Consider the following 26836-nt stretch of genomic DNA (forward strand, 5'->3'; position numbering starts at 1 on the left):
ATCATGCGCAAGCCGCTCATCGTTCGCATCCTGTCCTCACTGGACACCCGGGCCTGGATCGCACTGGCCGTCTTCCTCGGCCTGGCCCTGGCCGTCGTGCCGGCGCTGCACCTGGCGCTGCCCGAGGACAGCCCCTTCCATGTCTCCACCTACGCCATCACGCTCCTCGGCAAGATCATGTGCTACGCCCTGGTGGCGGTGGCGATGGACCTGATCTGGGGCTACGGCGGCATTTTGTCCCTCGGCCACGGGCTGTTCTTCGCCCTCGGCGGCTACGCCTTCGGGATGTACCTGATGCGCCAGGCCAGCGGCGCCGGGCTGCCGGAGTTCATGGTCTTCCTCGACTGGAAGGAGCTGCCGTGGTTCTGGCTCGGCAGCGACAGCTTCGGCTGGGCGGCCGTGCTGGTGATCGCGCTGCCGGCCGCGGTGGCCTTCGTGTTCGGCTACTTCGCCTTCCGCTCGCGGATCAAGGGGGTGTATTTCTCGATCATCACCCAGGCCCTCACCTACGCGGCGATGCTGCTGTTCTTCCGCAACGAGACGGGCTTTGGCGGCAACAACGGCTTCACCGACTTCCAGCGCGTCCTCGGTCACGCCGTCACCGGGCCCGGGACGCGGCTGGTGCTGTTCGGCCTCACCGCCCTGGCGCTGGCCGCCACGCTGGTGTTTGCCGCCTGGCTGGTGAAGTCGAAGTTCGGCCGGGTGCTCACCGCGATCCGCGACGCCGAGTCCCGGGTCATGTTCATCGGCTACAACCCGCTCTGGTACAAGCTCGCCATCTGGGTCGTGTCGGCGGCGCTGTGCGGGATCGCCGGGGCGCTCTACGTGCCCCAGGTGGGCATCATCAACCCCTCCGAGATGTCGCCCGGCAACTCCATCGAGATCGCCATCTGGGTCGCCGTCGGCGGGCGCGGCACGCTGATCGGGCCGATCATCGGCGCCTTCGTGGTCAATCTGGCCAAGAGCTGGTTCACCGTCAGCTTCCCCGAATACTGGCTGTTCTTCCTCGGCCTGCTGTTCATCGTCGTCACCCTGATGCTGCCGCAAGGCCTGGTCGGCCTGTGGAAGAAACTCACCAACAAGGAAGGAGCCGCCGCATGAACGCCGCCATTTCCCACTCCCTCGACGGCCGCCCGGAGGGCATCCACGGCGCCGAGCAGATGGGCCACCTCGTCACCGGCGGGCTCGACCTGTCCCATGGCGTGGCGCTCTACCTGGAGGACATCACCGTCAGCTTCGACGGCTTCCGGGCCCTCAACCAGCTCAACCTGGCCATCGACGCCGGCGAGCTGCGCTGCATCATCGGCCCCAACGGCGCCGGCAAGACGACCATGATGGACGTCATCACCGGCAAGACGCGGCCCGATTCGGGCAAGGCCTTCTTCGGCCAGACCATCGACCTGACCCGCCTTACCGAGCCCGAGATCGCCCACGCCGGCATCGGCCGCAAGTTCCAGAAGCCCACCATCTTCGAGCGCCACACGGTGTTCGAGAACCTCGAGCTGGCGATGAAGACCGACAAGCGGGTGTGGACCAGCCTGTTCGCGTGGCTCTCCGGCGAGGCCCGCGACCGCATCGCCGAGACCCTGCGCCTGATCCGCCTCGACCGGGAAGCCGACCGCCCGGCCGGGCTGCTCTCCCACGGGCAGAAGCAGTGGCTCGAGATCGGCATGCTGCTGATGCAGGAGCCCCGGCTGCTGCTCCTCGACGAGCCGGTGGCCGGCATGACCGACGACGAGACGATGCGCACCGCCGAGCTCTTCGTGTCGCTGGCCGGCAAGCACTCGCTGGTGGTGGTCGAGCACGACATGGCCTTCGTCGAGAAGCTGGGCGGCAAGGTCACGGTGCTGCACGAGGGCTCGGTGCTCGCCGAGGGCGACCTGGCCACGGTGCAGAACGATCAACGGGTCATCGAAGTCTATCTGGGGCGCTGAAACATGCTCAAAGTCGAATCCCTCCACCAGGCCTATGGTGGCAGCCACATCCTCCGCGGCCTCAGCTTCGAGGTGAAGACCGGCGAAGTGACCACCCTGCTGGGCCGCAACGGCGTCGGCAAGACCACGCTGCTCAAGTCGCTGATGGGGCTGGTCAGGACCCGCGAAGGCCGCATCACCTTCGATGGCCGGGACATCACCCAGCTGCCGCCCCACGAGCGCGTGCGCGCCGGCATCGGCTACGTGCCCCAGGGGCGCGAGATCTTCCCGCGCCTCACGGTGGAAGAGAACCTGCTGATGGGCCTCGCCACCAAGCCCGGCAGCGCCAGGATCCCCGAGCGCATCTTCGAGATGTTCCCGGTGCTCGCCAAGATGATGCACCGCCGCGGCGGCGACCTCTCCGGCGGCCAGCAGCAACAGCTCGCCATCGGCCGCGCGCTGGCGATGGGGCCCAAACTGCTGATCCTCGACGAGCCCACCGAAGGCATCCAGCCCTCCATCATCAAGGATATCGAGCGCGCCATCCGCCTGCTGGCCCAGACCGGCGAAATGGCGATCCTGCTGGTCGAGCAGTACTACGACTTCGCCGAATCCCTGGCCGACCAGTATCTGCTGATGGAGCGCGGCGAGTTCATCATGCGGGGCAGGGGAGAGACCATGCCCCAGGACGGCGTGCGGGAGGCGCTGGCGGTCTGAGCGACGAGCTCCCACGCCCACCGCCTTATCCGGATAATCCGGCCATGAACTCGCGCCTCCCCTCCGTCCAGCCCGCGCCAGCCTGGCACGCCGAGCTGCACCTCGCCTTCGCCCGCGCCGGCGGGCGCACCGTGCTGCGCGACAACCGCCACTGCGGCCCCCTGCGCGTGCAGAAGGCCCTCTACCCGGAGGGCGAAGGCGTGTGCCAGGCCGTCGTGCTGCACCCGCCGTCCGGCATCGCCGGGGGCGACCACCTGCTGATCTCCGCCACCGTCGGCGCCGGCGCCCACGCCCAGCTCACCACGCCGGGCGCCGGCAAGTGGTACCGCAGCGGCGGGGCGGAGGCGTCCCAGCGCATCGAGCTGGCGGTGGAGGAGGGCGCCGCGCTGGAATGGCTGCCCCAGGAGAGCATCGTCTTCGACGGCGCCCGGGCGCACATGGAGACCCGCGTCCGGCTGGCCGCCGGCAGCCGCTTCATCGGCTGGGACATCCTGTGCCTCGGCCGCGCCGCCGCCGGCGAGCACTTCACCCACGGCCGCTTCGACCTGCTGTGCCGCATCAAGCGCGACGGCGCGCCGCTGTGGCTGGAGCGGGGCGGCTTCGACGGCGCCGACCCGATGCTCGCCAGCCCCGCCGGCTGGGCTGGCCATAGCGTTGGTGGCACGCTGCTGTGCGCCTTCCCCGACCTGCCGCGGCAGGCCGCCGGCCTGCTCGAGGCCCTGCGCGCCATCGCGCCGGACGACGGCGCCGGCCACGGCATCACCGCGCTGCCCGGGGTGCTCGTCGCCCGCTACCTGGGCGACAACAGCGAAGCCGCCCGGCGCTGGTTGGCCCGCCTGTGGCAGATCCTGCGCCCGGCCTGCTGCGGCCGTCCGGCCGTCCCGCCCCGAATCTGGAACACCTGAACGAGGAACCCGCATGGAACTCACCCCCCGCGAGAAGGACAAGCTGCTGATCTTCACCGCCGGCCTGCTCGCCGAACGGCGCAAGGCCCGCGGCCTGAAGCTCAACTACCCCGAAGCCGTGGCGCTGATCACCTGCGCGATCATGGAAGGCGCCCGCGATGGCCGCACGGTGGCCGAGCTGATGCACCTGGGCACCCAGGTGCTCGGCCGCGCCGACGTGATGGAGGGCATCGCCGAGCTGATCCCCGAGATCCAGGTCGAAGCGACCTTCCCCGACGGCACCAAGCTGGTCACCGTCCACAACCCCATCGTCTGACCCCCGAGGAGACTGCCATGACAACCCTGTTCACGCGCCTCGCCGCCGCCCTGACGGCGGCCTCGCCGGCCCTGGCCCTGGCGCATCCCGGCCACGGCGTGGTCGACGGCTGGGCCCACTGGTTCACGCCCGAGCACGTGCTGCCGGGCCTGGTCGCCGTCGGCCTGCTGGTTTATCTGCTGGCCCGCGGGAAGGGGCGCGAATGATCCCCGGCGAACTCCTCGCCGAGCCCGGCGAGCTCGAACTCAACGTCGGCCGTCCGACGATCACGCTGGTCGTCGCCAACACCGGCGACCGGCCGATCCAGGTCGGCTCCCACTACCACTTCCACGAGACCAACGCCGGCCTCGCCTTCGACCGCGAGGCCGCGCGGGGCTACCGGCTCGACATCGCCGCCGGCACCGCGGTGCGCTTCGAGCCGGGCCAGACGCGCACCGTCCAGCTGGTGGCGCTGGCCGGCGAGCGCCGGGTGTTTGGTTTCCGCGGCCTCGTCCAGGGAGCGCTCGAATGAGCAGCAAAATTTCACGCCAGGCCTACGCCGAGATGTTCGGCCCCACCACCGGCGACCGCCTGCGCCTCGCCGACACCGGGCTGATCATCGAGGTCGAGCACGACCACACGATCTACGGCGAGGAGGTGAAGTTCGGCGGCGGCAAGGTCATCCGCGACGGCATGGGCCAGAGCCAGCGGGTGTCCGCCGAGACCGCCGACACGGTGATCACCAACGCCCTCATCATCGACGCCGTCACCGGCATCGTGAAGGCCGACATCGGCCTCAAGGGTGGCCGTATCGCCGCCATCGGCAAGGCCGGCAACCCGGACATCCAGCCGGGCGTGACCATCGTCATCGGGCCCGGCACCGAGGTCATCGCCGGTGAAGGCATGATCGTCACCGCCGGCGGCATCGACAGCCACATCCACTTCATCTGCCCGCAGCAGATCGAGGAGGCGCTCGATTCCGGCGTCACCACCATGATCGGCGGCGGCACCGGCCCGGCCACCGGCACCTACGCCACCACCTGCACGCCGGGGCCGTGGCACATCCACCGCATGCTCGAGGCGGCCGACGCCTTCCCGATGAACCTCGGCTTCCTCGGCAAGGGCAACGCCAGCCTGCCGGAGGCCCTGCGCGAGCAGGTCGAGGCCGGCGTCATCGGCCTCAAGCTGCACGAGGACTGGGGCAGCACCCCGGCCGCCATCGACTGCTGCCTGGGCGTCGCCGACGAGATGGATATCCAGGTGGCCATCCACACCGACACCCTCAACGAGTCGGGTTTCGTCGAGGCCACCATCGATGCCTTCAAGGGCCGCACCATCCACACCTTCCACACCGAAGGGGCGGGCGGCGGCCACGCGCCGGACATCATCAAGGCGGCCGGGCTGCCCAACGTGCTGCCCAGCTCCACCAACCCGACGATGCCCTACACGGTGAACACCATCGACGAGCATCTCGACATGCTGATGGTGTGCCACCACCTCGACCCGGCGATCGCCGAGGACATCGCCTTCGCCGAGAGCCGCATCCGCCGCGAGACCATCGCCGCCGAGGACATCCTGCACGACCTGGGGGTGTTCTCGATGATGAGCTCCGACTCCCAGGCCATGGGCCGCGTCGGCGAGGTGATCATCCGCACCTGGCAGGCCGCCCACAAGATGAAGCTGCAGCGCGGCAGCCTGCCCGAGGACAACCCCCGCCACGACAACTTCCGGGTCAAGCGCTACATCGCCAAATACACCATCAACCCGGCGCTCACCCACGGCATCGCCCACACCGTGGGCTCCGTGGAGGTCGGCAAGCTGGCCGACCTGGTGCTGTGGAAGCCGGCCTTCTTCGGCGTCAAGCCGAGCCTGATCCTCAAGGGCGGCATGATCGCCGCGGCGGCGATGGGCGACCCCAACGCCTCCATCCCCACGCCCCAGCCGGTGCATTACCGGCCGATGTTCGGCAGCTACGGCAAGGCCCTCAAGACCTCCGTCACCTTCGTGTCCCAGGCCGCGCTGCGCAACCCGGCGGTCCAGGCTCTCGGGCTGCAGAAGCCGCTGGTGGCCGTCTCCGGCACGCGCACCCTCACCAAGGCCGACATGGTGCACAACGGCGCCACCCCCGAGATCACCGTCGACCCCGAGACCTACGTGGTCAAGGCCGACGGCGTGCACCTGGTCTGCGAACCGGCCACCGAGCTCCCGCTGGCGCAACGCTACTTCCTGTTCTGACATGCTGATCTTCACCCGACGCACCCCGCAGCCCGCCACCGACTCGGTGGCCCTCAGCTACGATGCCCGCAAGCGCAGCCGCCTGCGCCTCACCCTGGCCTCCGGCCGCGAGGCCGGCATCTTCCTCGAACGGGGCGAGCACCTGCAGGGCGGCGACCGGCTGATCACCGATGACGGCGCCGCCGTCGTCGAGATCGTCGCCGCCCCCGAAAAGCTCATCGAAGCCATCGCCGACGGCCCGCTGCTCTTCGCCCGCGCCGCCTACCACCTGGGCAACCGCCACGTGCCGGTGCAGATCCTGCCCACCGAGGGCGGCGGCCGGCTGCGCTTCCAGGCCGACCATGTGCTGGCCGACATGATCCGGGGCCTGGGCTGCGCGGTCGCCGGGATCGAGGCGCCGTTCCAGCCCGAGGCCGGCGCCTATGGCGGCGGCCACCACCACCACGGCGATGACCTGCACGACCCCGGCCACGGCCCCCACCGGTCGGTGCCGCGCATCCACGAGTTCAAGCCCCGGTGAGCCTGCCCCTCGTCCGCCTGCTGCAACTGGCCAGCCCGGCCCTGCCGGTGGGCGCCTACACCTATTCCCAGGGCCTCGAATGGGCGGTCGAGACCGGCGTGATCCACGACGAGGCCAGCGCCGGGCGCTGGGTCGCCGACCTGCTGCAGCACGGCATCGGCGGCTACGAGGCGCCGCTGGTCGCGGCCCTGATGGCCGCCTGGCAGGCGGGCGACCACGCCGAGGTCGCCCGCCTCGACGCCGACTTCCTGGCCAGCCGCGAATCCGCCGAGCTGCGCGCCGAGACCGCCCAGATGGGCTTCTCGATGCGCCGCCTGCTGCGCGACCTGGGCGACGACAGCCTGGCGCCGGTGCTCGCCCTCGTCGACCCGCTGCCCGAGGTGGCCTTTCCCACCGTCTGGGCCGGCATCGCCGCCCGCTGGCGGATCGACCCGGAAGCCGCGCTGTGCGCCTACCTGTGGTCCTGGGCCGAGAACCAGGTGATGGCCGCCCTCAAGGCGGTGCCCCTCGGCCAGGCCGCCGGCCAGCGCCTGCTGGCCCGGCTGGGCGACCGGATCGTCGCGGTCGCCGCCGCGGCCCGGCAGCGGCCCGAGGCCCGCTGGTCCAACTTCACGCCGGCCTTCGCCATCGCCTGCGCCCGCCACGAAACCCAGTATTCACGCCTCTTCAGATCCTGAACCATGAAAAAACAAGCCCTTAGAGTCGGCATCGGCGGTCCCGTCGGGTCCGGCAAGACCGCCCTGACCCTCGCCCTGTGCCAGGCCCTGCGCGAGCAGATCGACATGGCCGTCGTCACCAACGACATTTACACCGCCGAGGACGCCAAATTTCTGGTCAACCACTCGGCGCTCGCGCCGGAGCGCATCATCGGCGTCGAGACCGGCGGCTGCCCCCACACCGCGATCCGCGAGGACGCCTCCATCAACCTCGAAGCGGTGGACCGCCTCGAGCGTGCCTTCCCCGACGTCGAGCTGATCCTCATCGAGTCCGGCGGCGACAACCTCGCCGCCACCTTCTCGCCCGAGCTCTCCGACCTGACGCTCTACGTCATCGACGTGGCCGCCGGCGAGAAGATCCCCCGCAAGGGCGGCCCCGGCATCACCAAGTCGGACCTGCTGGTCATCAACAAGATCGACCTCGCCCCGCTGGTCGGCGCCTCCCTCGAGGTGATGGCCCACGACGCGAAGGCCCAGCGCGGCGAGCGCCCCTTCGTGTTCACCAACCTCAAGACCGGCGAGGGGCTGGACACCGTGATCCAGTTCATCCGCGAGAAGGGGATGCTCTGACGCGGGGCACGTTTTCCCGCGTGGCGGCGGGGCGGGACGAGCACCGTGTTGCGGAACGATTTCAGCCGTTGTGATGGATCAAATCGCGGTGGCGTGCGGGAGATTATGATTTTTCTATAAGTTGTACCCATCCAGAGCAGGCTGACGAGGAGGGTGTCATGTTGCATCGTTTCTTGCCCGTGCTTGTCACGGCGATGCTGGCGGGGGGCTGCGCCTCCCTCGTCGACGGCCAGAACCAGTCCGTCTCGGTCCTGACCCCCGATTGCCCGGGGGCCGCCTGCCGCCTGCACAACGACAAGGGGCGATGGCATGTCGCGACGACGCCCGCTTCGGTGGTCGTCAATCGGTCCTTCGCCGATCTGGTCGTCAATTGCAGCAAGGACACCGCACCGCCGGTCATGAAGGCCTTCCCTTCATCCACCAAGGGCATGGCCTACGGAAACATCCTCCTCGGGGGTGTCATCGGGGCCGGGGTCGATGTGATCAACGGTGCGGCCTACGATTATCCCCAGGAACTCAGCGTCCCCCTCGATTGCCGGCCGGTGGCAGGCGGCGGGTCGCCACGGCTGGGGTGCCGGGTCCAGGACGTCGCCGATCCCGCAGGGGGCGCCCCCGGTCGCCCGGGCGTGCGGGTGACCTGGGTCGACCCGGGCAGTGCCGCCGAGTTGGCGGGCCTGCGCGTGGGAGACATCCTGCTGGAGTTCAACGGTCAGGCGATCGCGGATTCGGAAGCCCTCAAGCAATTGCTGGCCAGCCAGGATCCGCAAAAGATTTTCCGGGTGCGCTATGCGCGCGGTGGCGTCCAGGCTGACGCCGTCTTCATGGTGAGGGGAGGGCGATCATGAGAAACAGGTGTGTGGCCGTCTTGACGGCCGGTGTCCTCGGGCTCGGGGGCTGTGCCTTCCAGGGCGGCGTCAATCCGAACCATTTCAAGTACGAGTCCCGCGCCTACGACGCGCCGATCGAGGGCCGCGCCCTGATCGAAATGTCGAAGGCCGCGCAGGACGAACAATTCACCGGCAGGCCGACCAGCCTGACGGGCAGCGCCACCAACCTGACCCTGCCGATCGGCGAGATCACGCGGGAGGCGGCGACCCTCGCGTTCCGGAACGTCTTCTCCGACGGGGTGCAGGTCGTCGAGTCGACCAACGGGCAGATGGGCCATGTGGCCGTCGTCCGCCCCCGGGTCACCCGGTTCAGTTACGAGTACAACGCCCTCCGCAACGCCGGCTTTGCCATCACCCCGACGGCGGTGGTCGACCTGGAGCTCGTGCTGCTGGAGAGCGGCGGCAAACCCGTGTTCACGCGGCATTTTCCGTCCGGCAACGTCGAAGGCCCGACCTATTTCCTGAGCGGTAGTCCGGGCGACGAAGTCTCGAAGGCCACCCACCAGGCCGTGATGAAGGTGATGCAGGACGCCGCCGATGCGACACATCGCGAGCTGAAGAAGGCATTGCCCACCGGGGGAAAGGGCGAAAGCGCCTTGTGATGCGGGTGGCGCTGGCGGCCTGAGCCCGCGGCACACAGCAATCCATGGTCAGCCCGATTTTTGCAAGGCAGATTTGCGTGACCGCCGGCGCAGGCTTCCATCACCACCGTGCAGGCGGGGACGTTCGCCAGTTGGGCCGGCAGCTGGCTGCGCGTGAGTTTCTTGCGAAACACCATTCTGCCCGCCGCATCCTGCGCATGAAGGTGAAAGCTGTGTTTGCCCGGATCGATCCCGATCAGCGTCACGACATTCATGATGGCCTCCCAGAAAAGCAAAATCCCTACTCAGCGTAGTCGCTGGGCAGGGATCGGGCTGACCATTTCATTAAAGCCCGCATTTACGCGGGCTTGAGGAGTATTGAGGACTGTGCCGGAGCACTGCGGAAGGCTCGCTACTTGCCGATGCAGAACCGCGAGAAGATCACCCCCAGCAGGTCGTCGGGGGTGAACTCGCCGGTGATCTCGTTGACCGCCTCCTGGGCGAGGCGGAGTTCTTCGGCCATCAGTTCGAGAGCCTGGCGGGCTTCGAGGGCGGCGTGGACGCGGGCCTGGGCTTCGCGCAGGGCGATGAGGTGGCGTTCGCGGGCGAGGATGACGTCCTCGCCGTGGCGGTGCCAGCCGGCGACGCGCAGCAGCTCGGCGCGCAATAGCTCGACGCCTTCGCCAGCCTTGGCCGACAGGTAGATGCTCACGCCGCCGTCGGCCTCGACGCGCTCGGGCGGGCGGGCCTGCAGGTCGACCTTGTTGAAGACGGTGATGCGCTCGACGCCGGCGGGCAGGCGGGCGTCGATGGCCGCATCGGCGTCGGTGAGGCCGGCGCGCACATCCACCAGGCGCACGATCACGTCGGCGCGGGCGATCTCCTGCCAGGTGCGGGCGATGCCGATCTTCTCGACCTCGTCGGTGGTCTCGCGCAGGCCGGCGGTGTCGGTGATGTGGAGCGGGATGCCTTCGAGCTGGATGGTCTCGCGCAGCGCGTCGCGGGTGGTGCCGGCGATGTCGGTGACGATCGCGCGCTCCTCGCCGGCGAGGCGGTTGAGCAGGCTCGACTTGCCGACGTTGGGCTGGCCGACCAGCACCACATGCAGGCCGTTGCGCAGCAGGCTGCCCTGGCGGGCGCGGCCGAGGATCGCGGCGAGCTCGGCGGCGATCGCCTCGATGCGCTCGAAGGCCCTGGCCTCGATGAGGAAGTCCACGTCTTCGTCGGGGAAGTCGAGGGTGGCCTCGACCAGCATGCGCAGGTCGATCAGCCGGTCGCACAGGCCGCGCACCTCGGTGGAGAAGCTGCCGGTGAGGGAGCGCACCGCGGAGCGGGCGGCGGCGGCGGTGGAGGCTTCGATGAGGTCGGCGACGCTTTCGGCCTGGGCCAGGTCGAGCTTGCCGTTGAGGAAGGCGCGGCGGGTGAATTCGCCGGGTTCGGCGAGGCGGGCACCGAGTTCGAGGCAGCGGGCCAGCAGCATCTGCATGACCACCGGGCCGCCGTGGCCCTGCAGCTCGATGACGTCCTCGCCGGTGAAGGAGTGGGGCGCCGGGAAGTAGAGCAGCAGGCCCTCGTCGATCAGCCCGCCGGCGGCGTCATGGAAGCGCGCGAAGCGGGCCACCCGGGCCTGGGGCTCGCGGCCGCCGAGGAGGGCGGCCAGCGGGGCGAGCTTGGGCCCGGACAGCCGGACCACGCCGATGCCACCGCGCCCGGGCGCGGTGGCGATGGCGGCGATCAGATCACTCGGAGGCTTTGCCACCGGCGTCGATCATGCGGTTGATCTGCCATTGCTGGGCGATGGACAGGGTGTTGTTGACGACCCAGTACAGCACCAGACCGGCCGGGAACCACAAGAACATGAAGGTGAACAGGATCGGCATCATCATCATGACCTTGGCCTGGATCGGATCGGGCGGAGCCGGGTTGAGCCGGGTCTGGATGAAGCTGGTGGCGCCCATGATCAGCGGCAGGATGTAGTACGGGTCCTTCACCGACAGATCGTGGATCCAGCCCAGCCACGGCGCGCCGCGCATCTCGACGACGCCCAGCAGCACCCAGTAGAGGGCGATGAAGACCGGGATCTGGATCAGGATGGGCAGGCAGCCGCCGAGCGGATTGACCTTCTCGCGCTTGTAGAGGTCCATCATGGCCTGCTGCATCTTCATCTTGTCGTCGCCGTACTGCTCCTTCATGCGCTGCAGGCGGGGGCCGAGGGTCTTCATCTTGGCCATCGACTTGTAGCTGGCGGCCGACAGCGGGAAGAACACGGCCTTCAGCGCGATGGTGACGAGGATGATCGCCCAGCCCCAGTTGCCGGTGAGCTTGTGGAACCACTCCAGCACCCAGAACAGCGGGGCGGCGATGATGGTCAGCCAGCCGTAGTCGACCACCAGGTCGAAGCCCTTGGCGAAGCTCTCGAGGCGGCTCTGCTCCTGCGGGCCGGCGTACAGCGGCACGGCGAGCTTGCCGCTCTGGCCCGGCGCGATGGCGGCCACCGGCAGGATCACGCCGGCGGAGTAGAGGTCGGAGCTGACCTGGTTGGCGAAGAACTCGCGCTCGCCGGCGGCCGGGGCCCAGCCGGCCACGAAGTAGTGCTGCACCATGGCGGCCCAGCCGTCGGCGGCCTTGGCGACGAACTTGGCCTTCTTGGCGGCGATGTCGTCGAAGCTGACCTTCTGGTACTTCTCGGCCTCGGTGTAGAAGGCCGGACCGGTGAAGGTCTGCACGCCGAAGCCGCCGGGCTGCTCGGCCGGCTTGCCGTCGCGGGTGAACTGGAAGTAGGCGTGGGGGGCGATCGGGGCGCCGCTGCCGTTGGTGATCTCGTAGCTCACCTCGGCCTGGTAGCTGCCCCGGTGGAAGGTGATCAGCTTGGCGACCTGGATGCCGTCGGCGGTGGGCGGCGCGTCGAGGCGCAGGGTGACCGCGTCCTGGCCGTCCTTCAGGGTGGCTTCGGCGGCGCCCAGTGTGAACAGCGTCTTGTGGGTGGGCAGGCCGTTGCCGATCAGGCCGGTCTGGGCCGAGTAGAGGTGCTTCTCGCCGTTGTCGAAGAGCACGTAGTTGCGGGTGCGGTCTTCGCTGGCGTGGTGCTTGGTGAGCTCCAGACGGACGATGTCGCCGCCCTGGGCCGAGACTTCGGCCACCAGCACGTCGGTGCGGATGATCGCCTTGGGCGCTGCGACCGGCGCCGCTGCGGGGGCCTGGCCGGGCACGGCGCTGGCGCCGGGCGCCGTCGTCGGGGTCGGCACGCCGGCGGTGCCGGCGGCGCTTGCCACGGGGGCCGCGACCTTGGGCTGGTTGTGCTTCTGCCACCCGTCCCACAGCATGACCAGCGAGAACGAGAAGACGAGGAGGAGGATCAGGCGACGGTTATCCATCGGAGTCAGTGTCTGGAAGTAGGTGGGGCGAGGTGAGAAGGCTCAGGGAACCGGATCGTAGCCGCCACCGCTGAAGGGGTGGCAGCGGCAGACGCGCCGGGCCGCCAGCCAGCTGCCCTTCAGGGCACCATGGCGTTCGACGGCCTCGACGGCGTATTCGGAGCAGCTCGGCACGAAACGGCAGTTGCGCCCCAGCATCGGACTGATGGCGTAGCGATAGACGCGCAACAGGGCCAGCACGAAGCGTTTCATTTCTTCGGCAGGCGTCCGAGGAGACTGATCATGTCGTCACGCATCATGCGCCGGGTCACGGTGTCGAGCTTGGCCGACAATCGTAACACCAGATCGTGGGCCGGCAGGCCTGCCTGCGCGTGGCGGAACACGTCGCGGCCGATCCGCTTCACCAGGTTGCGCTGGACGGCGCGTCTGGCGAGCTTCTTGGCGACGACGAGGCCGATGCGGGCATGGCCGAGGGTGTTGGGGCAGTAGTGCAGGTTGAACCAGCGGCCGCGCAACACACGCCGGAAAGCAAAAACGGATGAATACTCATCCGTTTTGTGCAGTCGCAAGGACGAGCCGAAGCCGAATCCTGCCGTATGTTGAGCGCCCGCTGCCGTGCGCCCGCTGGCGTCGGCAGTGGAGGCCGGGGCCTCGCTGGGGCCCTCGACGCCCTCTGCGCCTTTAGACGGCGAGACGATGACGGCCCTTGGCGCGGCGAGCGGCGATGACCTTGCGACCGCCACGGGTGGCCATGCGAACCAGGAAGCCGTGGGTGCGCTTGCGACGGACGACGGACGGTTGGTAAGTACGCTTCATTTTCTAAGCCCGAAAAAGTTAAGTCAAACACGCAATTTGATCTTTTAAGCCTCTGTTTGTCAAGAATCTTTTTGACAGCGGCAAAACGCCCGCCGACGACCCGGGGCATTTGCACCCTCCACCGGTCCGTTTCGGGGCGCTCGAACCTGTGGATAAGTCTGGTCCGGGAAGGTACAATGCCGGTTTGGCCAGACTGGCTTGTGCGCGCCTTCTGCCCGCCCCGCCGCCCGGCGAAAGCCCGGCCGGGAGCCCCCGGCAGCGCGTCTTCCGTCGTAGAAACAAGCCCACCCGAACATCGTGCCCGAAGCCTCACCCGAACCCCAAAGCGCTGCGTTCTGGACGCATTGCCTCAGCTGCCTGGAGCAGGAGCTGCCGGCCCAGCAGTTCAAGACCTGGATCCTGCCCCTGCGCGCCGAAGAGCCGAGCGACGAAGGTGCCGGGATGCGCCTCGTGGCGCCCTCCAATTTCCATCGCCAGTGGCTGCGCGACCGCTACCTGCGCCGTATCGAAGAGCTCGGCGAGGAATACTTCGGCGCCCCGCTGGTCATCGAGGTCGGCCTGGCGCCGGCCGGCGGCCTGCGTCGCCCGAGCGCGCCGCCCCCTCCGTCGGCCCCGGCGGCTGCCGCACCCGCCGCTTCGGCCCAGTCCGCCCCGGCCGCCGCGCCCCAGCCCGTGATGCCCCGCCCGCCGGTGCCCGAGGCGCCCGTGTCGGCCGAGTCGGCCAACTACGAAAAGTCGCGCCTCAACCCCGACTTCACCTTCGACACCCTGGTCACCGGCCGCGCCAACGACCTGGCCCGCGCCGCCGCGCTGCAGGTGGCCCAGAACCCGGGCGTCTCCTACAACCCGCTGTTCATCTATGGCGGCGTCGGCCTGGGCAAGACCCACCTGATCCACGCCCTCGGCAACTACGTCTTCAAGCACGACCCGCGCAAGGTGATCCGCTACGTGCACGCCGAGGACTACTACGCCGACGTGGTGCGCGCCTACCAGCAAAAATCCTTCGACGTCTTCAAGCGCTACTACCGCTCGCTCGACGTGCTGATCATCGACGACATCCAGTTCTTCAACAACAAGAACCGGACCCAGGAAGAGTTCTTCCACGCCTTCAACGCCCTCACCGAGGCCAAGAAGCAGATCATCATCACCAGCGACACCTACCCGAAAGACGTCCAGGGCCTCGAAGACCGCCTGATCTCGCGCTTCGACTGGGGCCTCACGGTGCAGATCGAGCCGCCCGAGCTCGAGATGCGCGTCGCCATCCTTAAAAAGAAGGCCGAGGTCGAGCGCATCGCGCTGGACGACGACGTCGCCTTCCTGATCGCCAAGAACCTGCGCTCCAACGTGCGCGAACTCGAGGGCGCCCTCAAGAAGGTGCTCGCCTTCGCCCGCTTCCACGGCAAGGAAGTGACGCTGGAAGTGGCCAAGGAGGCCCTCAAGGACCTCCTCAACGCCCACAACCGCCAGCTCACCGTCGAGTTCATTCAAAAAACCGTGGCCGACTACTACAAGATCAAGGTCGCCGACATGCACTCCAAGAAGCGCACCCGGGTCATCGCCCGACCGCGCCAGGTGGCCATGTTCCTCGCCAAGGACCTCACCCCCATGAGCCTGCCGGCCATCGGCGAGGCCTTCGGCGGCCGCGACCACACCACCGTGCTGCACGCCTGCCGCACCATCGCCGAGCTCCGCCTCGGCGACACCCAGCTCAACCACGACCTGCACGTCCTCACCCAGGTGCTGCGCGGATGACGCCCACCGATTTCAAGCCTGCCGCAACCACCAGCAACGACACGGAGACCTGATCTCATGCTGCTCTTCACCGCGCCCCGCGATGCCCTCCTCGCCCCGCTGCAATCGGTATCCGGCATCGTCGAAAAACGCCACACCCTGCCGATCCTCTCCAACGTCCTGATCGAGAAGAAGGGCGACGCGCTCACCCTGCTCGCCACCGACATCGAGATCCAGATCCGCAACCGCACCACCGCCGCAGTCGGCGCCGAAGACGTCGCCATCACCGTCGGCGCCCGCAAGCTGCAGGACATCCTGCGCGCCCTGCCCGACACCGCCGACGTCAGCCTCACCCTCGACGACAAGCGCATCACCCTCAAGGCCGGCAAGAGCCGCTTCCAGCTGCAGACCCTGCCCGCCGCCGACTACCCGCGCCTGGCCCCGCCCGAAGGCGAAGGCCTGCACTTCACCACCACCCAAAAGGCCTTCAAGAAGCAGCTCGCCCAGGTGCAGTACGCGATGGCCCAGCAGGACATCCGCTACTACCTCAATGGCCTCCTGCTCGTGGTTGCCGGCGACATGCTGCGGATGGTCGCCACCGACGGCCACCGCCTCGCCTACGCCGCCTCGCCGCTGGTCGGCGACTATGCCCGCACCGACGTGATCCTGCCGCGCAAGACGGTGGTCGAGCTGGCCCGCCAGCTCGCCGACTCCGACGAGGCCCTCGAGGTCACCATCGTCGGCAACCAGATCGTCTTCCGCTTCGGCCACATCGAGCTCATCTCCAAGCTCATCGACGGCAAGTTCCCCGACTACGAGCGGGTCATCCCCCAGGGCCACCCCAAGCTCGTCAAGGCCAGCCGCCTCGCCCTGCTGCAGGCCCTGCAGCGCGCCGCCATCCTCACCAACGAGAAGTTCCGCGGCGTGCGCCTGATGCTCTCCGAGGGCAGCCTCAAGCTGGTGTCCACCAACGCCGAGCAGGAAGAGGCCCAGGAAGAGCTCGAAGTCGACTACAGCGGCGACTCGCTCGACATCGGCTTCAACGTCACCTATCTCCTCGACGTGCTCACCAACCTGTCCGCCAACGAGATCGAGATCCGCTTCAACGACAGCAACGCCAGCGCCCTCTTCGGCCTGGCCGACGACCCCGACTTCAAGTACGTAGTGATGCCGATGCGCATCTGAGGAGTCCGTGGATAAAGCTACTGCGCGTCCCGATCTCGCAACTCCGGTGCTCGCTGTACCTCAGTACAGCTCCGCTCCTCATTGCGACCTCGGGCCTGCTCGCGACGCTTTCTCCACGAACTCGAAGCCGTGTCGGCTCCCTTGAAGAACCGACGCCGCGAGGCGCCAGCGCCTGAACAACCCAGCAGAACCGAGAACACCATGTCCGATACGCCGCAAACCCCCGCCGCCGCCGACAACTACGACGAATCCAGCATCCAGCAGCTCGAAGGGCTGGAGGCGGTGCGCAAGCGCCCCGGCATGTACATCGGCGACACCTCCGACGGCACCGGCCTGCATCACATGGTCTTCGAGGTGGTCGATAACGCCATCGACGAAGCCCTCGCCGGCCACTGCGACGACATCGTCATCACCATCCACGCCGACAACTCCATCTCCGTCACCGACAACGGCCGCGGCATCCCGGTCGGCGTCAAGATGGACGACAAGCACGAGCCCAAGCGCTCCGCCGCCGAGATCGTGATGTGCGTGCTGCACGCCGGCGGCAAGTTCAACCAGAACTCCTACAAGGTCTCCGGCGGCCTGCACGGCGTCGGCGTGTCGTGCGTCAACGCCCTCTCCAAGTGGCTGCGCCTCACCGTCGCCCGCGACGGCCACAAGCACTTCATGGAGTTCAACCGGGGCGTGCCGCAGAACCGCGTCATCGAGGTCGTCGACGGCGTCGAGACCAGCCCGCTGGCCATCGTCGGCGACACCACCAAGCGCGGCACCAAGGTGCACTACCTCGCCGACGAAGAGATCTTCGGCACCGTCGAATACCACTACGAAATCCTCGCCAAGCGCCTGCGCGAGCTGTCCTTCCTCAACAACGGCGTCAAGATCCGCCTGGTGGACCAGCGCAGCGGCAAGGAAGAAGACTTCGCCTTCGCCGGCGGCGTGAAGGGCTTCGTCGAATACATCAACCGCAGCAAGTCCGTGCTGCACCCCACCGTCTTCCACTCCAGCGGCGAATCCATCCAGAACGGCGTGCCCATCACCGTCGAAGTCGCCATGCAGTGGAACGACAGCTACGCCGAGCAGGTGCTCTGCTACACCAACAACATCCCGCAGGCCGACGGCGGCACCCACCTCACCGGCCTGCGCACCGCGATGACCCGCGTCATCAACAAGTACATCGAAGAAAACGAGATCGCCAAGAAGGCCAAGGTGGACATCTCCGGCGATGACATGCGCGAAGGCCTGGCCTGCGTGCTGTCGGTCAAGATGCCCGACCCCAAGTTCGCCTCCCAGACCAAGATGAAGCTGGTCTCCGGCGAAGCCCGCCCGGCCGTCGAAGAAGTCGTCGCGCAAAAGCTCGCCGACTTCCTGCTCGAACGCCCCGCCGATGCCAAAACCATCTGCGGCAAGATCGTCGAAGCCTCCCGCGCCCGAGAAGCCGCCCGCCGCGCCCGCGAAATGACCCGCCGCAAGGGCGTGCTCGACGGCGTCGGCCTGCCCGGCAAGCTCGCCGACTGCCAGGAAAAAGACCCCGCCCTGTGCGAGATCTACATCGTCGAGGGCGACTCTGCCGGCGGCTCCGCCAAGCAGGGCCGCGACCGCAAGTTCCAGGCGATCCTCCCGCTGCGCGGCAAGGTGCTCAACGTCGAGCGCGCCCGCTTCGACAAGCTCATCAGCTCCGAGCAGATCACCACCCTGATCACCGCGCTGGGCACCAGCATCGGCGCCGACGACTTCAAGCCCGAAAAGCTGCGCTACCACCGCATCATCCTCATGACCGACGCGGACGTGGACGGCGCGCACATCCGCACCCTGCTGCTCACCTTCTTCTACCGCCAGATGCGCGAACTCGTCGAGCGCGGCCATATCTACATCGCCCAGCCGCCGCTCTACAAGATCAAGCACGGCAAGACCGAGATCTACATCAAGGACGACACCGAGCTCTCCGCCCACCTGCTCAAGCTCGGCCTCGAAGGCGCCTCCCTCACCCCCCGTGAAGGCGCCGACGCCATCCACACCGACGCCCTCGGCGGCCTCGCCCGCACCTACCTGCTGGCCGAAAGCGTGATCCGCCGCCTCGCCGACTGGATCGACGCCGACGTGCTGCACGCCCTGCTCGCCAACGACCTGCCCCTGTCGGTGGCCGACGAAGCCGCCGCCCGCGACGCCGCCGCCCGCCTGCAGGCCGCCGTCGGCGAGGCCGTCACCATCACCGCCGGCCACGACGAAACCAGCGAAAGCTGGACCCTCGACATCGCCCGCATGCACCACGGCAACCGCAAGCGCACCCGCATCGACGCCGACTTCCTCGCCTCCGGCGACTACCGCACTATCCGCCAGGCCAGCGAATCCATCTCCGGCCTCATTGGCCCCGGCGCCGTCATGCGCCGTGGCGAAAAGCAGCAGGCCGTCACCAGCTTCGCCGACGCCATCACCTGGATGCTCAACGAAGTCGAACGCGGCCTCAGCAAGCAGCGCTACAAAGGCCTCGGTGAAATGAACCCCGAGCAGCTGTGGGAAACCACCATGGACCCGGCCGTCCGCCGCCTGCTCAAGGTCCAGATCGACGACGCCATCGCCGCCGACGAGATCTTCACGACCCTGATGGGCGACAACGTCGAGCCGCGTCGGGCGTTCATCGAAGAGAACGCGTTGTATGCGAGGAATCTGGATGTGTGAGGGGGCTGGCCCCGTGTTGGATTGACATCCTTCGGGGTCTTGCTCTGATGGCCGTGTGTGTCGCCTTACGCACGCACTACACAAAATTCTTGACTTGCTTCTGAGTGTGTATAGGCTACACATCGTCAGCAGCGGAAAGCGCTCATGAACTCAAGAGACGTGATCCGGATGTTGGAGGCGGATGGCTGGTTTCTGCGCAACATCACCGGGAGCCACCATCACTTTAAACACCCAACGAAGAAGGGCCTTGTGACGGTGCCGCACCCGAAGAAGGACCTTCCCATTGGAACTGTGAACAACATCCGACGACAAGCCGGGCTCAAGTGAACTCGGTTTTCCCCGCAAGGGGCTTCGGATTTGTGAAGCGTCGTACTAGAGGAGTGGAGCATGCAATTACCGATCGCGATCCACAAGGATCCTGATTCGGTTTATGGCGTGAGCGTGCCGGACGTTCCAGGGTGCTTTTCCTACGGGGAAACACTCGACGAAGCCGTAGTCAATGCAAAAGAAGCGGTCCTCGGGCATCTGCAGACCTTGCTCGAAGACGGGGAAGATGTGGCACTCAACGCGTCGTCACTGGATGATCTTGTCGCCAAAGATGAGTATCACGGAGCGGTATGGGTCATGCTCGACATCGACCTTTCCGCATTGGACAGCAAGCCAGAGAGGGTAAATATCAGTCTTCCGCGCTTTGTGTTGCGCCGGATCGATGCTTTTGCAAAACAGAATAACGAGACGCGAAGCGGATTCCTGGTTCGTGCAGCGTTGGCTGCCATGCACTGAGAAGCATCATTGGCAGAGGCACCTCAATACCCGGTGATGACCAAAAATTATTCAGAAAAGAGGCTACAGGGCCTCTTTTCTGCTTTTGGCCCGCCGCAACGCCATCCCCCCCCGAATCAAGGAGAACACCCCATGAGCGAGCTGATCCTCTACCAGACCGACGACGGCAAGGCCCAGGTCAAGCTGCGGGCCGAAGACGGCAGCGCCTGGCTGAGCCAGGCGGAGATCGCGGAGCTGTTTGCGACGACCAAGCAGAACGTCAGCCTGCACATCAAGAATGTCCTTGCCGAAGGTGAGTTGGCCCCGGCGGCAACCGTCAAGGAATCCTTGACAGTTCAAACCGAGGGCCCGCGCCACGTCCAGCGCAAAATCCAGCTCTACCGCCTCGAAATGATCCTGGCCGTCGGCTACCGCGTCAAAAGCGTGCGTGGCACCCAGTTCCGCCAGTGGGCCACCACCTACCTCTCCGAATACCTCGTCAAGGGCTTCGTCATGGACGACGAACGCCTCAAGAACCCCGGCGGCTGGGACTACTTCGACGAGCTGCTGGCCCGCATCCGCGAGATCCGGGCCTCCGAAAAGCGCTTCTACCAGAAGGTTCGGGATCTGTTCGCCCTCAGCGCCGACTACCGGGCTGGCGATCGGGGCGCCGAGCAGTTCTTTGCCGAAGTGCAGAACAAGCTGCTCTACGCCGTCACCCAAAAGACCGCCGCCGAAATCATCATCGATCGCGCCCGGGCCGATTCCCCCAACATGGGCCTCGTCACCTGGAGCGGAAACCGGGTGCGCAAGCAGGACGTCATCGTCGCCAAGAACTACCTCTCTGCCGACGAGATCGACACCCTCAACCGCCTCGTCGTGATCTTCCTCGAACAGGCCGAACTACGCGTCAAGCAGCAGCAGCAGCTCACGCTTGATTACTGGCGCAAGAACGTCGACCGCCTGCTCGAATTCAACGACCACCCCGTCCTGCAAGGCACCGGCAGCCGCTCGGCGGACCAGGCCAAGGCCATCGCCCACCAGCGTTATGACCTCTTCGATGCCCAGCGCCGCCAGGCTGATGCGCTGGAGGCTGACGCGGACGATCTGCGGATGCTGGAGGGCGTGGAGAAGGCGGTGAAGGGGAGGGGGAAGAGGTGAGGGGATTTGTCAGGTGAGGGGCTGGTTGTCGGCCTTTGCTGACGTACTGCCCTCGCCTGCTGACCGGCGGAAAACAACCAGTCAGCAGACTTTCAAGCCAATATGGCTGCAAACGACCGCATTCCGATTAGTCGAACTCACACACCCAATCCTGACCAGATATTGTCAGCAGAGAAAGTTGACGGCAAAAGTGGAATGCAGGACGGGTAGGCATTCATTAAGAAATCCGAGAAGCTTCAATCCAAAGCGGATCCTTTGATTGAGTCATCATGCTCATGATGGCCTTCACGCGTCCTGTCAAGCTACGGTCAGGCAAATATAGCTCCTCCGATACCCCCCTGTATTTTTGGCAGAACTTCTCACGCAGCAAAAGTGCTATAACTTTGTCGCATGTCTTCTTTGTTGCGGAGTCCCCGTAGCCTTTATACATGCTGCTCGACCTACGTCCAGCGCCGGGCTGCAGAAAGAGCTTCCTAAGACTTGATAGGAGAAAAGTTTGAGCTGTAGACAAACCCGCCTCCCGAATAGCAGCTAGGGTGTTAACGCTTTGAAAATCCTCAACAAGACACCCCGATATCCATTTAGGAATATGCCCCTGAGATGTAACGCCGCTCATATGAATTACGACTGATCTATTAATCCTTATCTCGTCTGGAGCGGCATCGGTGATATCGATATTATCGAATGTGCAGTCGTCGAATCGCAAGTTTGTTACTGGCGAGTCTGCGAAAGATAGGGAGAAGAACTTACCCTTTGATATAACGATACTACCGAAGTCCAACGTGCCGCTGCCATCACACAGGAACATGCTGGAGATCAGATCAGAAAGGAGCACGCGGTTTCTTGCTTCAATATGACGTTTAATAAAAGCAACTGCCGCCGCGGATTGTTTGATGCTTTGAATTCGAGTAGCCAAATAGAAAGCGCCGAAACTTTCAAGGGAGTGCTTCCATTCCACCTGTAGCACAGACGTGTCAGATTGTGAGTAGACACTGAGAACATCCTCGGCTTTCAAGCCATCAAGAATGTACGTATCGACAAATTGTCGATCAAGACTCTCCGCTCCGATCCGGCTTAGACCGGGAAGGCGCTGCAAAATAATCGCAGACTCGTCCGTTGGCGGTCGCCCTGTCGTCTGTTCGAAAGCTTCATTAATGTCCTTAATAGAAATTGGCCCCAAGCTTGTTTTGGTGAAACGAGAAAGACGACCTACCTGTGAATACAATGCTCTAATTATGGAAGGGTCCAGAATTGGATTTATCTTCGCCTCCCGTTCACAGAAGGTGTTTAAAAGTAGATCCCAGAAATCGATTTGGCCCGTGCTTGTCGCAAAGATATGATCAACCATTGATGCTTCGATGTCTCTGATGATTGTCCCAATCAGTGGTTTTTTCGGTATCCAAGCCGGTAGATTCGGTGTTGTACGCCCAATTAATTCCGCAAATTGAGCTTCACTTAACTCTTGGTTACAGCGAAGAAATAGGACTTGCTTGGCATCGAGGCCGAGGCAGGTTAGAAGTTCAGCATCTGTGTTGAAGTAGTGCTCGCGCCCCGTGACGAGAACACCACCTTTGGCCTTTTGAATGAGATCTTTGATGCCAACCAGAGATTGCCTTCGAATGTCGACCAGTTTTGTTGGGTCGTCGCTCCACGTCTGAGCTCCAATTTCATCGAATCCATCAAGAAGATAAATGCAGGCTGGCGAGAACGCGACCTTAAGAATGTCTGCAACATGACCTCCGAGGCCAATGTCGGTGAAATGACGCGTAATGAGTTCGGTAGCTCTTTTTAGCCCCCAGTTGTCGCGCAGGTTAATAGCGATCGGGTATTTGTAGCGTTTGATCTGCCCCTCCGCAATTGCCGCAAAGACCTCCTTAACGCATCGGCTTTTGCCTGAGCCATAATCCCCAATAAGGACGATAGTTTTGCCCTTCTCAAGCTCTTCGGTGATCTTTTCGGTACTGTAAGCCTCGCCAGAATCAGAAAAGTAATTAACGTGGACGTACTTTTTTTCATCCGGCTCGCCTGAATACATGTCAATCGCTGAGCCGAATGCTTGGCGCTGCCGAAGAGTCACGTATCCTTGGAGCCCAAGCATAAAATTGAAGAATTGGTTCACTGAATATACATGGACATGATTCTCCTTTCCAGTAGCAATGAGCGCCGGCGTTGGCTCGTCCAGAGTGATGAAATAGCATTTCGGGAAGATGTTTCTTCCAAAAAAGTGCGGGCGGATCGAGTTAAACTTGTTGATATCTGTGCGAAGTTTGTCGATCCCGTATTTCCTAGTTATCTCAACGATTACAACGCTGCCATCGTTTAGATGAATGACACAATCGCACTTAACGCCAGCTATATCTTCTGCTCGAGCAGGTCCGCCGAATTTCATTTCCGCAACCACGCGAACAAGGCGCTCAAGCTGTTGCCATTTCATTGCTGCGTCGGTGTTCAAAGTCATTTTGTCATCCTTGGATTATTTGTATTAGGCATTCTGATAGCTCAGGCAGATCCTTAATAATGAGGATGACATCCTATCATCTTGAGTGACTGCTTTGAGAACAGTCTTAAATTACCCAATCTTGGCCGACGATTGGCTCGCCAAAAAGCTGACACTCGGCGAGATACTAGAACTCAACGACAGCTTAGGAGGAGGGAGCACATGTTCGCGAACGAACAAAATGCCATTCAAGACTTTTCCTAGCTGAGTAGCCGCTAACTGCTTTGTAGCCGTCGGATTCCAAGCAAAGGCTGAAAGTCCGCTCCGGCCGACAACCTGCCCTCCCACAGCCCTCCGATCACTTGCGCGATCCGCAACCGCTCCAATCCTTTTGAAAACCCGTTTGACATCCCCGTCCCTCTCCCCCCACAATCCCGCCGCTCGCACTGCCGTGCGAACATCATACCCAAACACCATTCATGAGGAGTGAAGAATGTCTCAGAACGTGGTTTCCCTGGCCCTGTCGGCGGAGCAGGTGGAGGCGGTGAACAAGGCGCTGGACGTGCTGGAGAAGAACCTTTCGGGGCTGATCTCGCTGTCGGTGGATGAGCGCAGCGAGCTGCGCAAGATGGGGCCGAAGTCGGAGATGTTCGCGCGCAAGGCCTATGACGTGATGGTGCAGTCGCCGGAGATCCTGCCGGGCACTTTCGAGCTGGCCGAGTTCACCGCCGACATCGAGGCGCTGGACCAGCTGCGGCCGTTGTTCACCCGGATCGCGGCGCTGGCGGGGCGGGCGGACGACACCGAGATGGCGCTGGGCAGCGACATCTACAGCGCGGCGCTGGAGGGCTACCGCTTTGCCAAGCTGGCGGGCAAGGGGGCGGCGCTGGACGAGCTGAAGGCCCAGGCTTCGGTGCGGTTTGCCGGGCAGCGCCGGCGCAAGGGTGGCGAGGGCAGCAAGCCGGCCTGAGTGGCGCGCGGCCGGATCGCCCGACTCAACTATTACTTGAGTGTTTGATGCACGCACTTGGGCCCGCTCAAGCCGGACTTGAGCGGGCCCAAGTTTTACCAACTGCGGCTCAAGTCGGACTTCAGCGCACTCAAGTTTGACTTGAGCGCGAGTTGCCCGGACTTGAGTGATCCCAAGTTTTACTTCAGTGATCGTTGCCCGGACTTCAGCCCACTGAAGTTTGACTTGAGTGCGAGTTGCGGCGACTTGAGCGCACTGACCGCGGACTTGAGCTGGTGCAGGTTGGCGCTACGTCAGGGGGCAGACAGACCGGGGATTTGTCAGACACCGTCTGACAAATCGGAGGGCAGGGGATTTGGCAGACAGTGTCTACCAAATGTGCCGGGCCGGTATATCACCCCGCCGCCCGATACGCATTCCGCCCGGCCTCCTTGGCCGCATACAGCGCTTCGTCGCCGGCCTGCAGGACGTGGTCCAGTTCTTCGCCGGGGGTGGCCACGTAGCCGCCGATGCTGACGCTCATCGCCAGGGGCTGGCCCTTGGCGTCGAGTACCGCGCGGGAGCTGGCGATGGCGGCGCGCAGCCGTTCGCCCAGGCTGTCCAGGTGCTGCTGGTCGGTGGGGTAGACCAGCACCAGGAATTCGTCGCCGCCCCAGCGCGCGGCCACGTCGTAGCTGCGGATGGTGGCCGTGATGAGCGCCGCCACCTGCTTGAGCGCCTGGTCGCCCAGGGCGTGGCCGTGGCGGTCGTTGATCTCCTTGAAGTAGTCGATGTCGAGCCACAGGATGCCGAGGGCCTTGCCCTCGCGCTGCCCGCGGCCCAGCTCGGCGGCCAGCCGCTCCGCCATGCCGCGCCGGTTGAACAGCTCGGTGAGGGGGTCGATCTTGCTCAGGCGGTCGAGGGCCAGGGTGCGCTCCCGGACCTTGGCCTCCAGGCCGTGCTGGGCTTCCAGCACCGCGGCGGCCATCTGGGCGAAGCGCTGCATGAGCCGCCCGATCTCCCCCGAGCCGATGCGGGCGACGGAGGGCGGCAGCTCGCGGCCGGCTTCGAGCACGCGGATGGCGGCCTCCAGCTGGGCCAGCGGCTTGAGCACGAAGGCGCGCAGCGCCAGGTTGAAGACGAGCAGCAGGCACACCAGGCTCAGGCCATACAGGGCGACCAGCCCGCCAAACTGGCTGAAGGGCAGCAGCACTTCGAGGTCGATGAGGGTGATCTGGTACCAGTCGATCTCCGGCAGGTAGGCCACCCCGGCCAGGTGGCGGCGGCCGTCGACGGTCACGAAGCGGGTGGCGATCTTCTCGTCGCCGCGCTCCAGCCTCCGCATTGCAGCAAAGATCTGCTGGCGGTCTTCGTCCCGCGCAAAGAGCCGCTCCAGGCTCTTCTGCGGGCCGCCCTGCTGGCTGATCGAGGCAAAGTTGATGAGGGACGGGTTGCGGTGCAGCTGGATGGCGCCGTTCCGGTCCACAAACAGGCCGGTGATGCCCTCCACGTCCGGCTCCACCACGTCGCGCAGGAAGGCGGTGAGTTCGAGCCCGGTGCCGGCCACGCCGAGGGTCTCGCCGTCGTCCTTGAGCAGCACGTCGATCCACAGCTTGGTGATGCCCAGCTCGGGGTCGGGGTTGACGTTGAGGTGGAGCTGCCGGCCCTGGCGGATCAGGTCATAGAACCAGGCATCCTTGGGTGCCTGCGGGCTGAGCAGGTAGCGGAACTCACGGCCGGCAAACTCGTCGGCGGCGTTGTTGTAGAAATAGCGGCCGCTCTTCCGGAGGGCGATGAAGTAGTTCTGGTCCTGAAACCTGCGCCGGTAGTCGTCCAGCTCGGCCAGGGCGGGCCGGGCGAGCTTGGGGTCGTCGGGCTGGCCGGCCCATTTGCGGATCACCGGCGATTCGGCCAGCGCGCGGGCCAGGGCCACTTCGCGCAGGATGGGCTGCAGCATCCGGCTCTTGTCGTAGAGCACCTGGCGCTCGGCGTAGCGCACCGCCCATTGCTCGACGATCTCGTCGACCAGGGCCTGCACCGCCAGCCAGCCCGGGATCGCCGCCGCGACGAAGAGCAGGATGGTGAGCAGGTGGAAGCGCGGGCGCAGGTTCATCCGCTGGTTTCGCCTAGGACGGGGCCTGGATTGCAGGGTTGCGGGGAGAGGGCGGGGTGGGGCTGCGGGTTCATCTCAATGCCACCGCCTGCCCTGGCGGATTACGAATCGCCACAGCGCTTCCGGCCGCCTGTCCCATTCGCACTCATCAGGCTTGGCAGCGCTCCTTCGGCCTCTCTTGATTGCCGGTTCACGAATGACGGATCTTGGGCAAAAAGGGGCTCATGCCGGTCTTCCATGGGAATGGGCCGCGTCCTGCCTCTGCGGTGGGACGCAGGCTGGCGGGGTGGGGT

The 26836-nt window shown here is 65.3% G+C and carries 27 protein-coding genes and 1 pseudogene; 20 read left to right on the plus strand and 8 right to left on the minus strand.

What is annotated here, in order from left to right; translation table 11 throughout:
* The first annotated feature begins 3 nt into the window (after positions 1–3).
* From urtC to ACE3OU_RS03885, 13 genes are all read left to right on the plus strand, one after another.
* Positions 4–1101, plus strand: coding sequence for an urea ABC transporter permease subunit UrtC (gene urtC / locus ACE3OU_RS03825; RefSeq protein ID WP_374240216.1), 1098 nt, complete (start codon positions 4–6; stop codon positions 1099–1101).
* Positions 1102–1160: 59 nt separating this feature from the next.
* Positions 1161–1934: an urea ABC transporter ATP-binding protein UrtD gene (gene urtD, locus ACE3OU_RS03830; RefSeq protein ID WP_374240262.1), complete on the plus strand. Its 774-nt coding sequence runs from the start codon at positions 1161–1163 to the stop codon at positions 1932–1934.
* A 3-nt stretch (positions 1935–1937) separates the two neighbouring features.
* The gene (gene urtE, locus ACE3OU_RS03835; protein ID WP_374240217.1) at positions 1938–2630 is read left to right on the plus strand and encodes an urea ABC transporter ATP-binding subunit UrtE; all 693 of its coding nucleotides are present in this window, start codon (positions 1938–1940) and stop codon (positions 2628–2630) included.
* A 44-nt stretch (positions 2631–2674) separates the two neighbouring features.
* Positions 2675–3535 (plus strand): urease accessory protein UreD, encoded by an 861-nt coding sequence (locus ACE3OU_RS03840; RefSeq protein WP_374240218.1) that lies wholly within the window; start codon positions 2675–2677, stop codon positions 3533–3535.
* Between the two features lie 13 nt (positions 3536–3548).
* Entirely contained in the window at positions 3549–3851 is a 303-nt protein-coding gene (gene ureA, locus ACE3OU_RS03845) for an urease subunit gamma (RefSeq protein ID WP_374240219.1), read from the plus strand.
* Positions 3852–3868: 17 nt separating this feature from the next.
* Positions 3869–4057, plus strand: a complete 189-nt coding sequence (locus ACE3OU_RS03850) for a hypothetical protein (RefSeq protein ID WP_374240220.1) — start codon at positions 3869–3871, stop codon at positions 4055–4057.
* Positions 4054–4362 carry an urease subunit beta gene (locus tag ACE3OU_RS03855; RefSeq protein WP_374240221.1) on the plus strand — a complete coding sequence of 103 codons (309 nt, stop codon included), beginning with the start codon at positions 4054–4056 and terminating at the stop codon, positions 4360–4362. Before ACE3OU_RS03850 ends, ACE3OU_RS03855 begins: the two co-directional genes overlap by 4 nt.
* Positions 4359–6065 carry an urease subunit alpha gene (ureC, locus tag ACE3OU_RS03860; RefSeq protein ID WP_374240222.1) on the plus strand — a complete coding sequence of 569 codons (1707 nt, stop codon included), beginning with the start codon at positions 4359–4361 and terminating at the stop codon, positions 6063–6065. The genes ACE3OU_RS03855 and ureC overlap by 4 nt, the downstream gene beginning before the upstream one ends.
* 1 nt (position 6066) lies before the next feature.
* Entirely contained in the window at positions 6067–6585 is a 519-nt protein-coding gene (gene ureE / locus ACE3OU_RS03865; protein WP_374240223.1) for an urease accessory protein UreE, read from the plus strand.
* A complete protein-coding gene (locus tag ACE3OU_RS03870) occupies positions 6582–7262 on the plus strand; it encodes an urease accessory protein UreF (protein WP_374240224.1) in 681 nt (226 codons plus the stop codon). Before ureE ends, ACE3OU_RS03870 begins: the two co-directional genes overlap by 4 nt.
* 3 nt (positions 7263–7265) lie before the next feature.
* Positions 7266–7871, plus strand: coding sequence for an urease accessory protein UreG (gene ureG, locus ACE3OU_RS03875; protein WP_374240225.1), 606 nt, complete (start codon positions 7266–7268; stop codon positions 7869–7871).
* Positions 7872–8029: 158 nt separating this feature from the next.
* Complete coding sequence (locus tag ACE3OU_RS03880; RefSeq protein WP_374240226.1) at positions 8030–8716, plus strand: PDZ domain-containing protein; 687 nt, start codon at positions 8030–8032, stop codon at positions 8714–8716.
* Positions 8713–9360, plus strand: coding sequence for a hypothetical protein (locus ACE3OU_RS03885; RefSeq protein ID WP_374240227.1), 648 nt, complete (start codon positions 8713–8715; stop codon positions 9358–9360). Before ACE3OU_RS03880 ends, ACE3OU_RS03885 begins: the two co-directional genes overlap by 4 nt.
* Before the next feature lie 77 nt (positions 9361–9437).
* Here the strand turns inward: ACE3OU_RS03885 and ACE3OU_RS03890 are convergent.
* The 6 genes and pseudogenes from ACE3OU_RS03890 to rpmH all read right to left on the minus strand — a co-directional run.
* A pseudogene (locus ACE3OU_RS03890) lies at positions 9438–9614 on the minus strand (IS110 family transposase); the annotation flags it as partial.
* Positions 9615–9751: 137 nt separating this feature from the next.
* Entirely contained in the window at positions 9752–11098 is a 1347-nt protein-coding gene (gene mnmE / locus ACE3OU_RS03895; protein ID WP_374240228.1) for a tRNA uridine-5-carboxymethylaminomethyl(34) synthesis GTPase MnmE, read from the minus strand.
* Entirely contained in the window at positions 11079–12713 is a 1635-nt protein-coding gene (yidC, locus tag ACE3OU_RS03900) for a membrane protein insertase YidC (RefSeq protein WP_374240229.1), read from the minus strand. The genes mnmE and yidC overlap by 20 nt, the downstream gene beginning before the upstream one ends.
* Before the next feature lie 42 nt (positions 12714–12755).
* On the minus strand, positions 12756–12965 hold the full coding sequence (gene yidD, locus ACE3OU_RS03905; protein ID WP_374240230.1) for a membrane protein insertion efficiency factor YidD: 210 nt from the start codon (positions 12963–12965) through the stop codon (positions 12756–12758).
* Positions 12962–13456 (minus strand): ribonuclease P protein component, encoded by a 495-nt coding sequence (gene rnpA, locus ACE3OU_RS03910; RefSeq protein WP_374240231.1) that lies wholly within the window; start codon positions 13454–13456, stop codon positions 12962–12964. Before rnpA ends, yidD begins: the two co-directional genes overlap by 4 nt.
* On the minus strand, positions 13395–13529 hold the full coding sequence (gene rpmH / locus ACE3OU_RS03915; RefSeq protein ID WP_079434516.1) for a 50S ribosomal protein L34: 135 nt from the start codon (positions 13527–13529) through the stop codon (positions 13395–13397). The genes rnpA and rpmH overlap by 62 nt, the downstream gene beginning before the upstream one ends.
* Positions 13530–13826: 297 nt before the next feature.
* On the opposite strand from rpmH, the gene dnaA reads away from it, so the two are divergent.
* The 6 genes from dnaA to ACE3OU_RS03945 all read left to right on the plus strand — a co-directional run bounded on the left by dnaA (position 13827) and on the right by ACE3OU_RS03945 (position 21044).
* Positions 13827–15281: a chromosomal replication initiator protein DnaA gene (gene dnaA / locus ACE3OU_RS03920; protein ID WP_374240232.1), complete on the plus strand. Its 1455-nt coding sequence runs from the start codon at positions 13827–13829 to the stop codon at positions 15279–15281.
* Positions 15282–15338: 57 nt separating this feature from the next.
* Positions 15339–16445: a DNA polymerase III subunit beta gene (gene dnaN / locus ACE3OU_RS03925; protein WP_374240233.1), complete on the plus strand. Its 1107-nt coding sequence runs from the start codon at positions 15339–15341 to the stop codon at positions 16443–16445.
* A 201-nt stretch (positions 16446–16646) separates the two neighbouring features.
* Positions 16647–19121, plus strand: coding sequence for a DNA topoisomerase (ATP-hydrolyzing) subunit B (gene gyrB, locus ACE3OU_RS03930; protein ID WP_374240234.1), 2475 nt, complete (start codon positions 16647–16649; stop codon positions 19119–19121).
* 144 nt (positions 19122–19265) lie between these two features.
* Positions 19266–19448, plus strand: coding sequence for a type II toxin-antitoxin system HicA family toxin (locus ACE3OU_RS03935; RefSeq protein ID WP_374240235.1), 183 nt, complete (start codon positions 19266–19268; stop codon positions 19446–19448).
* 60 nt (positions 19449–19508) lie between these two features.
* A complete protein-coding gene (locus ACE3OU_RS03940) occupies positions 19509–19904 on the plus strand; it encodes a type II toxin-antitoxin system HicB family antitoxin (RefSeq protein ID WP_374240236.1) in 396 nt (131 codons plus the stop codon).
* A gap of 132 nt (positions 19905–20036) precedes the next feature.
* Positions 20037–21044: a virulence RhuM family protein gene (locus ACE3OU_RS03945; RefSeq protein WP_374240237.1), complete on the plus strand. Its 1008-nt coding sequence runs from the start codon at positions 20037–20039 to the stop codon at positions 21042–21044.
* 217 nt (positions 21045–21261) lie between these two features.
* Here the strand turns inward: ACE3OU_RS03945 and ACE3OU_RS03950 are convergent, their stop codons facing one another.
* Positions 21262–23502 carry an NACHT domain-containing protein gene (locus ACE3OU_RS03950; protein WP_374240238.1) on the minus strand — a complete coding sequence of 747 codons (2241 nt, stop codon included), beginning with the start codon at positions 23500–23502 and terminating at the stop codon, positions 21262–21264.
* A 472-nt stretch (positions 23503–23974) separates the two neighbouring features.
* On the opposite strand from ACE3OU_RS03950, the gene ACE3OU_RS03955 reads away from it, so the two are divergent.
* Positions 23975–24451, plus strand: coding sequence for a hypothetical protein (locus ACE3OU_RS03955; protein WP_374240239.1), 477 nt, complete (start codon positions 23975–23977; stop codon positions 24449–24451).
* A gap of 394 nt (positions 24452–24845) precedes the next feature.
* On the opposite strand, the gene ACE3OU_RS03960 is transcribed toward ACE3OU_RS03955, so the two are convergent.
* Positions 24846–26543 carry a diguanylate cyclase domain-containing protein gene (locus ACE3OU_RS03960; protein ID WP_374240240.1) on the minus strand — a complete coding sequence of 566 codons (1698 nt, stop codon included), beginning with the start codon at positions 26541–26543 and terminating at the stop codon, positions 24846–24848.
* Positions 26544–26836 lie beyond the last annotated feature (293 nt).

Source organism: Zoogloea sp. (assembly GCF_041908905.1).
Taxonomy (GTDB): Bacteria; Pseudomonadota; Gammaproteobacteria; order Burkholderiales; family Rhodocyclaceae; genus Zoogloea.

Bases quoted from the DNA above. Each gene is read 5' to 3' on its own strand.
- urtC (WP_374240216.1), top strand. From the start codon at position 4: ATGCGCAAGCCGCTCATCGTTCGCATCCTGTCCTCACTGGACACCCGG.
- urtD (WP_374240262.1), top strand. From the start codon at position 1,161: ATGGGCCACCTCGTCACCGGCGGGCTCGACCTGTCCCATGGCGTGGCG.
- urtE (WP_374240217.1), top strand. From the start codon at position 1,938: ATGCTCAAAGTCGAATCCCTCCACCAGGCCTATGGTGGCAGCCACATC.
- ACE3OU_RS03840 (WP_374240218.1), top strand. From the start codon at position 2,675: ATGAACTCGCGCCTCCCCTCCGTCCAGCCCGCGCCAGCCTGGCACGCC.
- ureA (WP_374240219.1), top strand. From the start codon at position 3,549: ATGGAACTCACCCCCCGCGAGAAGGACAAGCTGCTGATCTTCACCGCC.
- ACE3OU_RS03850 (WP_374240220.1), top strand. From the start codon at position 3,869: ATGACAACCCTGTTCACGCGCCTCGCCGCCGCCCTGACGGCGGCCTCG.
- ACE3OU_RS03855 (WP_374240221.1), top strand. From the start codon at position 4,054: ATGATCCCCGGCGAACTCCTCGCCGAGCCCGGCGAGCTCGAACTCAAC.
- ureC (WP_374240222.1), top strand. From the start codon at position 4,359: ATGAGCAGCAAAATTTCACGCCAGGCCTACGCCGAGATGTTCGGCCCC.
- ureE (WP_374240223.1), top strand. From the start codon at position 6,067: ATGCTGATCTTCACCCGACGCACCCCGCAGCCCGCCACCGACTCGGTG.
- ureG (WP_374240225.1), top strand. From the start codon at position 7,266: ATGAAAAAACAAGCCCTTAGAGTCGGCATCGGCGGTCCCGTCGGGTCC.
- ACE3OU_RS03880 (WP_374240226.1), top strand. From the start codon at position 8,030: ATGTTGCATCGTTTCTTGCCCGTGCTTGTCACGGCGATGCTGGCGGGG.
- ACE3OU_RS03885 (WP_374240227.1), top strand. From the start codon at position 8,713: ATGAGAAACAGGTGTGTGGCCGTCTTGACGGCCGGTGTCCTCGGGCTC.
- yidC (WP_374240229.1), bottom strand. From the start codon at position 12,713: ATGGATAACCGTCGCCTGATCCTCCTCCTCGTCTTCTCGTTCTCGCTG.
- yidD (WP_374240230.1), bottom strand. From the start codon at position 12,965: ATGAAACGCTTCGTGCTGGCCCTGTTGCGCGTCTATCGCTACGCCATC.
- rpmH (WP_079434516.1), bottom strand. From the start codon at position 13,529: ATGAAGCGTACTTACCAACCGTCCGTCGTCCGTCGCAAGCGCACCCAC.
- dnaN (WP_374240233.1), top strand. From the start codon at position 15,339: ATGCTGCTCTTCACCGCGCCCCGCGATGCCCTCCTCGCCCCGCTGCAA.
- gyrB (WP_374240234.1), top strand. From the start codon at position 16,647: ATGTCCGATACGCCGCAAACCCCCGCCGCCGCCGACAACTACGACGAA.
- ACE3OU_RS03935 (WP_374240235.1), top strand. From the start codon at position 19,266: ATGAACTCAAGAGACGTGATCCGGATGTTGGAGGCGGATGGCTGGTTT.
- ACE3OU_RS03940 (WP_374240236.1), top strand. From the start codon at position 19,509: ATGCAATTACCGATCGCGATCCACAAGGATCCTGATTCGGTTTATGGC.
- ACE3OU_RS03945 (WP_374240237.1), top strand. From the start codon at position 20,037: ATGAGCGAGCTGATCCTCTACCAGACCGACGACGGCAAGGCCCAGGTC.
- ACE3OU_RS03950 (WP_374240238.1), bottom strand. From the start codon at position 23,502: ATGACTTTGAACACCGACGCAGCAATGAAATGGCAACAGCTTGAGCGC.
- ACE3OU_RS03955 (WP_374240239.1), top strand. From the start codon at position 23,975: ATGTCTCAGAACGTGGTTTCCCTGGCCCTGTCGGCGGAGCAGGTGGAG.
- ACE3OU_RS03960 (WP_374240240.1), bottom strand. From the start codon at position 26,543: ATGAACCTGCGCCCGCGCTTCCACCTGCTCACCATCCTGCTCTTCGTC.